A 6,858-nucleotide genomic window follows, 5' to 3' on the forward strand; every position below is an offset into this window, starting at 1 on the left:
CCTCCCGGAACCGCCGGGAGGCCTGTCAGGTCGTCCGCCCGCGGACGCGGGTCACCGCGCTCCGCGCTCCCGCTCCTCCACGAACGCGTTGTACGCCGCCACCTGCGCCCGCCGAGCCGTCCGCTCGACCGGCCGCAGCGCCTCGGCCCGCGCCCGCATCTCGGCGGAGCTGACCGCGCCCCCGTGCCCGTGGTCGTACGCCAGCGACACCAGCAGCCCCACCCGCTGGGCCAGCTCCAACACCCGCACCGCACGCGGCGGATACCCCGGCGCCAGCACCTCCCGGTCACCGCCCCTCGACGAGTCGCTTCGCGCCGCCCCGCCGACCCGCGCCCGGTACGCGTCGATCGCCGCCTCCGCCACCGGACCCGACCCGGCGACGTCCAGCTTCGACAGCACCTCGGTCGCCTCCCGCAGCGCCTCCGCCAGCTCCCGCTCGGCCTCGCCCAGCGACGGCACGTCGGCGGGCGGCGCCTGCCGCACCGGCAGCACGTGCCAGACCACCTCGGCGTGCACATCGCCCGCGGGTCCGGCCTCGTACACCTCGGGCACCAGCCCGAACGCGGACCCGTGGCAGACCACCGCCTCCTCGGCCTCCAGCGCCCGCGCATTGAACTCCGGCGGACCGCTCAGCCCCAGCGGATGCCCCGGCGCGGGTAGCGCCACCCGCAGTCCGGCCACCCCCAGCGTGCGCAGCCGCCCCAGCGCGAGCGTGAGCCCGACCGGCGCGGACTCCCCGGGCAGCCCCTCCACCCGGTGCACCGCGTCCTCGCCCACGATGGCGAGCACGGCGTCATCCGGAGAGGCAAGTCCGGCCAAAAGGGCATTTCCCCAAGCGGCAAGGCGTCCTGAACGCGGTTCCGAGAGCATGCCCCCACCCTAAGGACCGGACCGATGGAATGGAGCGGGGCACTCGTGGCGTAGATTTCATAAGGGCTGCGCCCACCGGCGCGGCGGACCCGAGCCACAGGCGTACGCGACAGCCGAGACCGGCCACACTGCAAGGGGAGACAACGCGCTCATGAGCGATGTTCTGGAGCTTCAGGACGTATCCGTGGTCCGTGAGGGCCGGGCTCTGGTGGACCAGGTCTCCTGGTCGGTGAAGGAGGGCGAGCGCTGGGTCATCCTCGGTCCCAACGGCGCCGGCAAGACCACTCTCCTGAACGTCGCCTCCAGCTACCTCTTCCCCAGCAAGGGCACCGCCACCATCCTCGGCGACACCCTCGGCAAGGTCGACGTCTTCGACCTGCGCCCCCGCATCGGCATGGCCGGCATCGCCATGGCCGACAAGCTCCCCAAGCGCCAGACCGTGCTGGAGACCGTGCTCACGGCCGCCTACGGCATGACCGCCCACTGGCAGGAGGAGTACGACGAGGTCGACGAGCAGCGCGCCCGCGCCTTCCTCGACCGCCTCGGCATGAGCGACTACCTGGAGAGGAAGTTCGGCACCCTCTCCGAGGGCGAGCGCAAGCGCACCCTGATCGCCCGAGCCCTGATGACCGACCCCGAGCTGCTCCTCCTCGACGAGCCCGCCGCCGGCCTCGACCTCGGCGGCCGCGAGGACCTGGTCCGCCGCCTCGGCCGGCTCGCCCGCGACCCCATCGCCCCCTCGATGATCATGGTCACGCACCACGTCGAGGAGATCGCCCCCGGCTTCACCCACGTCCTCATGATCCGCCAGGGCAAGGTCCTCGCCGCCGGCCCGATCGAGCTGGAACTCACCTCTCGCAACCTTTCCCTCTGCTTCGGCCTCCCGCTCGTCGTCGAGCAGGTCGGCGACCGCTGGACCGCCCAGGGCCTGCCCCTGTCCTGACCCCGGCGCCCTCCCTTTCGCGCCCTGTCCGCCGCCCGACCCCGGCCCTACCATGACCATGTGAACGACATCGACGCATGGGTGTGGTGGCTCGTCGGCGCGGCGGCGCTCGGAATCCCGCTCGTGGTCACCGCGATGCCGGAATTCGGCATGCTCGCGGTGGGAGCCGTCGCGGCGGCCGTCGTCTCCAGCCTCGGCTTCGACGCGGTCATCCAGGTCCTCACGTTCGTCGTCGTCTCGGTCGCCCTCATCGCCGTCGTCCGGCCCATAGCGGCCAGGCACGGCAGACAGCGCCCCCAACTCGCCACCGGCATCGAGGCGTTGAAGGGCAGACAGGCCGTCGTGCTGGAACGGGTCGACGCGTCCGGCGGACGTATCAAGCTCGCCGGAGAAGTCTGGTCGGCCCGCGCCCTCGACACCGGCCGTGCGTACGAAGTGGGCCAGGAGGTGGACGTCGTGGACATCGAAGGTGCCACCGCGATCGTCATCTGAGGACAACTCGCCGGGAACGACGCACGAGCAGCGCGACGGTCTGACAGACTCGACCAGCAAGATCCTCAACAGTCATGAGATCTGCCGAAGGCGCCGAGGCGGAGAAGGGTACGGGGAGCCGACGATGGAACCGGTCATCATCGTCTTGATCATCCTGGTGGTGTTGGTCTTCATCGCCCTGATCAAGACCATCCAAGTCATCCCACAGGCCAGCGCCGCCATCGTCGAGCGCTTCGGCCGCTACACGCGGACGCTGAACGCGGGCCTCAACATCGTGGTCCCGTTCATCGACACCATCCGCAACCGCATCGACCTGCGCGAACAGGTCGTACCGTTCCCGCCGCAGCCGGTGATCACCCAGGACAACCTGGTCGTGAACATCGACACGGTCATCTACTACCAGGTCACCGACGCCCGGGCGGCCACCTACGAGGTCGCCAGCTACATCCAGGCGATCGAGCAGCTGACGGTCACCACGCTCCGCAACATCATCGGCGGCATGGACCTCGAACGGACCCTGACCTCCCGCGAGGAGATCAACGCGGCCCTGCGCGGCGTCCTCGACGAGGCGACCGGCAAGTGGGGCATCCGCGTCAACCGTGTCGAGCTGAAGGCCATCGAGCCGCCCACCTCCATCCAGGACTCGATGGAGAAGCAGATGCGCGCCGACCGTGACAAGCGCGCCGCGATCCTCACCGCGGAAGGCACCCGCCAGGCCGCCATCCTCACCGCGGAGGGCGAGAAGCAGTCCCAGATCCTGCGCGCCGAAGGCGAGGCCAAGGCCGCGGCCCTGCGCGCGGAGGGCGAGGCCCAGGCCGTCCGCACGGTCTTCGAGGCCATCCACGCCGGCGACCCCGACCAGAAGCTGCTGTCCTACCAGTACCTGCAGATGCTCCCCAAGATCGCCGAGGGAGACGCCAACAAACTGTGGATCGTCCCCAGCGAGATCGGCGACGCCCTCAAGGGCCTCTCCGGCGCGATGGGCAACTTCGGCCCCCTGGGCGGAGGTTCGGGCAACAACGGCAACAACGGCTCATCGGGCAACGGCAACTCCTCCGGCCCGGAACGCCGGGAGAAGCCGTCGATCGACTGACGGAGCTTCCCGACGCCGAGTTCTGCCGCGCCCCGAAAGGGGCGCGGGGAACTGCGATCAGCCACGAACAACCCGCAGCCGCCCACGAACAGCTGCCGGCAGACGACTAGGCCGCATCCCGAGCGAGCCACTCAGGAAGCGCGCCGAAGTCCTCGGCGCCCAAGGCCAACAGCATCGCATCCGCCGGAGTCGGCTCGAACGGCTCCCGCAGCAACGACATCCCGGCCTCCTCAGGAGTCCGGTTGGCCTTGCGATGGTTGTCCTCCGCACACGCGGCAACAGTGTTGAGCCACGTGTCCTGCCCACCCTGAGACCTCGGCACCACATGGTCCACGGTCGTCGCCCTGCGCCCGCAGTACGCGCACCGGTGCCGGTCCCGCACCAATACCCCCCGCCGCGACCACGGCGCTTGTCTTCGGAACGGCACCCGTACATACCGGCACAGCCTGATCACCCGGGGCGCGGGTATGTCCAGATCGGCACCGCGCATGCGCAGTTCGGGATGGGCCTGCTCGACCACGGCCTTGTCCTGCAGCACCAGGACCACGGCTCGGTTCAGAGTCACCGTCGACAGCGGTTCGAAACTCGCGTTCAGGACCAACGTGTCACGCATCCGGCCCACCTCCCGTGTGCACCTGCCCACCCCCCGGCGGGCTTGGATCAACTCTGGACGGGCGCGCCGAGATGGACAACGCAATAAAAATGCCCGCCTCCGATCACTTCCAAGACCGGAGGCGGGCAAACGTTCAATGAACGCTCCGCTGAATCAGTACGCCGGAGTCAGTCCTGCGCGGAGTTCTCGTACTCACCGATGAGGTGGGCGCGCGCGATCGTGTGGAACCGCAGGTTGAAGCCGACGACGGCCGGAGAGGCGTCCGCGTCCGGGCCGAGCTTCTCCTGGTCCACCGCGTACACCGTGAAGACGTACCGGTGCGGGCCGTCCCCGGGCGGCGGCGCGGCACCGCCGAAGTCCTTCGTCCCGTAGTCGTTCCGCGCGTGTACGGCGCCCGGGGGCAGCCCCTCGAACTTGCCGCTGCCCGCACCCGCCGGCAGCTCCGTCACCGAGGCCGGGATGTCGAACAGCACCCAGTGCCAGAACCCGCTGCCGGTCGGCGCGTCGGGGTCGTAGCACGTCACGGCGAAGCTCTTGGTCTCCGGCGGGAAGCCCTCCCAGCGCAGCTGCGGCGAGGTGTTGCCCTCCGCGTGGACCTGGGCGCTCTTCAGCGTCGCACCCTCCTCGATGTCCTCGCTCGTCACCGTGAACGACGGCACGGGCGGATGGAAATCGTGGGGGAGCGGCCGCCGCTTGAGCTCGGTCACCTCGGTACCTCCTGATCGATGATCTGGAACCAGCAGTTCCCGAGCCTAGAACCAGTTGCGCTTGCTGCCGACCTCGGACAGCCACTGGTTGAGGTAAGCCGCCCAGTCGGTCCCCTGCCAGTCGTTCAGTCCCACCTGGAAGGACCGGAAGGTGTCCGAGCCCTCGCTGAACAGACCCGGCTTCTTGTCCATCTCCAGGACGACGTCCATTGCGTGCTCGTCGGCCACGAAGCTCAGCTCGACCTGGTTCAGACCCCGGTACTGCGACGGCGGGAAGAACTCGATCTCCTGGTAGAACGGCAGCTTCTGCCGGGTGCCCCGGATGTGGCCGCGCTCCATGTCCGCGTTCTTGAAGCGGAAGCCCAGCTGGATGAAGGCGTCCAGGATCGCCTTCTGCGCCGGCAGCGGGTGCACGTTGATCGGGTCCAGGTCGCCGGAGTCCACGGCCCGCGCGATCGCCAGCTCCGTGGTCACGCCGATGTTCATGCCCCGCAGCGCCTGCCCGTCGATCATGGTGATCGGCGTCTCCCAGGGGATCTCCAGCCCGAACGGCACCGCGTGCACGGCCCCGGCCTGCAGCTCGAAGGCCCCGCCCAGCTGCACCTTGGTGAACTCGATGTCCTGCTTGTACTCCTGGTCGCCGCTCTCCACCTCGACCTTGGCCTGCAGGCCGACGGACAGCCCCTCGATGGCCTGGTTCACGGAACCGCCCTGGATCCGCACCTCGCCCTGGACGACACCGCCCGGTACGACGTTGACCTCGGTCAGCACCGTCTCGACCGACGCCCCGCCGGCCCCCAGGCTCGCGAGCAGCTTCTTGAACGCCATGACTCTCCCTTTACGAATGGACCCTCGACCCGTACAAACGCGATCCGGCGACGCCCGGTTCCGCGGGCGCTGTGCCCCGTCTGGACTACCCTCGGACGGCATGATCGCGCCCCCGGACCGTACGCCACTGCCCCGAGCCTTCTTCGACCGCCCGGTTCTGGAGGTCGCACCCGACCTCCTCGGCCGCATCCTGGTCCGGACCACACCCGACGGCCCGATCGCCCTCCGCCTCACGGAGGTGGAGGCCTACGACGGCCCGAACGACCCCGGCTCGCACGCCTACCGCGGCCGCACCCCACGCAACGAGGTCATGTTCGGGCCGCCCGGACATGTGTACGTCTACTTCACCTACGGCATGTGGCACTGCATGAACCTGGTCTGCGGACCCGAGGGCCGGGCCAGCGCGGTCCTGCTCCGCGCGGGAGAAGTGGTGGAGGGCGCGGAGCTGGCCCGCAAGCGACGCGTTTCGGCCCGGAACGACAAGGAACTGGCCAAGGGCCCGGCCCGGCTGGCCACCGCCCTGGAGGTCGACCGGGCCCTGGACGGCACGGACGCGTGCACCTCCGGCGAGACGCCCCTGAGGATGCTGACCGGCACGCCGGTCCCCTCCGACCAGGTACGCAGCGGCCCCCGCACCGGGGTCGCCGGCGAGGGCGGGAACGGCGACGTCCACCCCTGGCGCTTCTGGGTCGCCGACGACCCGACGGTCAGCCCGTACCGCGCCCATGTGCCCAGGCGCCGCCGAGGTTGACTCGGCCCGGCGGGGCGCGTAATGTATCCCGAGCCGCTGAACCGGGTACGGCGATCGCCTGCAGCCGGAGCGGCCAACCCACTACCTAGCTCCCACCCCTCTGCGGGGTCGTTTCCGGCGCGCTCGCGCGCCCGAATCGAAACTCGCGAGACTCGATTATGAGTTCCCGAGGGAATCGGCTAACGTAGTGAATGTCGAAAGGGCGGACGGCGAAAGCCAAAAGCCCCGAGGCAAATCCCGCCGACAGGGAATCGGGTCGAGAAAAGATCTGATAGAGTCGGAAACGCAAGACCGAAGGGAAGCGCCCGGAGGAAAGCCCGAGAGGGTGAGTACAAAGGAAGCGACCGTTCCTTGAGAACTCAACAGCGTGCCAAAAATCAACGCCAGATATGTTGATACCCCGTCTCCAGCATCTGCTGGGACGAGGTTCCTTTGAAAAAACACAGCGAGGACGCTGTGTGCGAGAGGACTATTCCTCCTCTCGCACCGCTCTCGTGGTGTTCATCCCGATTACGGGAAAACATTCACGGAGAGTTTGATCCTGGCTCAGGACGAACGCTG

Annotated in this window: 8 protein-coding genes; 4 read left to right on the forward strand and 4 right to left on the reverse strand. The window is 69.0% G+C overall.

The genetic code is table 11. From position 1 onward, the window contains the following. Positions 1 to 51: 51 nt before the first annotated feature. Positions 52 to 870 (reverse strand): hypothetical protein, encoded by an 819-nt coding sequence (locus tag ACIP4Y_RS06750; protein WP_401388568.1) that lies wholly within the window; start codon positions 868 to 870, stop codon positions 52 to 54. Between the two features lie 151 nt (positions 871 to 1,021). On the opposite strand from ACIP4Y_RS06750, the gene ACIP4Y_RS06755 reads away from it, so the two are divergent. The 3 genes from ACIP4Y_RS06755 (at position 1,022) to ACIP4Y_RS06765 (ending at position 3,398) form a co-directional block, all read left to right on the forward strand. Then, on the forward strand, positions 1,022 to 1,813 hold the full coding sequence (locus ACIP4Y_RS06755) for an ABC transporter ATP-binding protein (RefSeq protein WP_358647672.1): 792 nt from the start codon (positions 1,022 to 1,024) through the stop codon (positions 1,811 to 1,813). A gap of 60 nt (positions 1,814 to 1,873) precedes the next feature. Then, entirely contained in the window at positions 1,874 to 2,305 is a 432-nt protein-coding gene (locus ACIP4Y_RS06760; protein ID WP_358647670.1) for an NfeD family protein, read from the forward strand. 124 nt (positions 2,306 to 2,429) lie between these two features. Then, positions 2,430 to 3,398 carry an SPFH domain-containing protein gene (locus tag ACIP4Y_RS06765; protein WP_401388572.1) on the forward strand — a complete coding sequence of 323 codons (969 nt, stop codon included), beginning with the start codon at positions 2,430 to 2,432 and terminating at the stop codon, positions 3,396 to 3,398. A 106-nt stretch (positions 3,399 to 3,504) separates the two neighbouring features. Here ACIP4Y_RS06765 and ACIP4Y_RS06770 read toward each other — a convergent pair whose 3' ends face one another. From ACIP4Y_RS06770 to ACIP4Y_RS06780, 3 genes are all read right to left on the reverse strand, one after another. Next, positions 3,505 to 4,011 (reverse strand): HNH endonuclease, encoded by a 507-nt coding sequence (locus ACIP4Y_RS06770; protein ID WP_401388575.1) that lies wholly within the window; start codon positions 4,009 to 4,011, stop codon positions 3,505 to 3,507. 167 nt (positions 4,012 to 4,178) lie between these two features. Next, the gene (locus tag ACIP4Y_RS06775) at positions 4,179 to 4,718 is read right to left on the reverse strand and encodes a YbhB/YbcL family Raf kinase inhibitor-like protein (protein ID WP_401388578.1); all 540 of its coding nucleotides are present in this window, start codon (positions 4,716 to 4,718) and stop codon (positions 4,179 to 4,181) included. 45 nt (positions 4,719 to 4,763) lie between these two features. Beyond that, complete coding sequence (locus ACIP4Y_RS06780; RefSeq protein ID WP_358648345.1) at positions 4,764 to 5,546, reverse strand: sporulation protein; 783 nt, start codon at positions 5,544 to 5,546, stop codon at positions 4,764 to 4,766. Positions 5,547 to 5,646: 100 nt separating this feature from the next. Here ACIP4Y_RS06780 and ACIP4Y_RS06785 point away from each other — a divergent pair, with 100 nt between their 5' ends. Continuing rightward, complete coding sequence (locus ACIP4Y_RS06785; protein WP_358648344.1) at positions 5,647 to 6,297, forward strand: DNA-3-methyladenine glycosylase; 651 nt, start codon at positions 5,647 to 5,649, stop codon at positions 6,295 to 6,297. Positions 6,298 to 6,858 lie beyond the last annotated feature (561 nt).

Source organism: Streptomyces sp. NPDC088810 (genome assembly GCF_044750305.1).
In the GTDB taxonomy this organism is placed as follows: Bacteria; Actinomycetota; Actinomycetes; order Streptomycetales; family Streptomycetaceae; genus Streptomyces.

Excerpts from the sequence above, each read along its gene's own strand:
- ACIP4Y_RS06765 (WP_401388572.1), top strand. The coding sequence starts at position 2,430 with ATGGAACCGGTCATCATCGTCTTGATCATCCTGGTGGTGTTGGTCTTC.
- ACIP4Y_RS06755 (WP_358647672.1), top strand. The coding sequence starts at position 1,022 with ATGAGCGATGTTCTGGAGCTTCAGGACGTATCCGTGGTCCGTGAGGGC.
- ACIP4Y_RS06785 (WP_358648344.1), top strand. The coding sequence starts at position 5,647 with ATGATCGCGCCCCCGGACCGTACGCCACTGCCCCGAGCCTTCTTCGAC.
- ACIP4Y_RS06750 (WP_401388568.1), bottom strand. The coding sequence starts at position 870 with ATGCTCTCGGAACCGCGTTCAGGACGCCTTGCCGCTTGGGGAAATGCC.
- ACIP4Y_RS06770 (WP_401388575.1), bottom strand. The coding sequence starts at position 4,011 with ATGCGTGACACGTTGGTCCTGAACGCGAGTTTCGAACCGCTGTCGACG.
- ACIP4Y_RS06780 (WP_358648345.1), bottom strand. The coding sequence starts at position 5,546 with ATGGCGTTCAAGAAGCTGCTCGCGAGCCTGGGGGCCGGCGGGGCGTCG.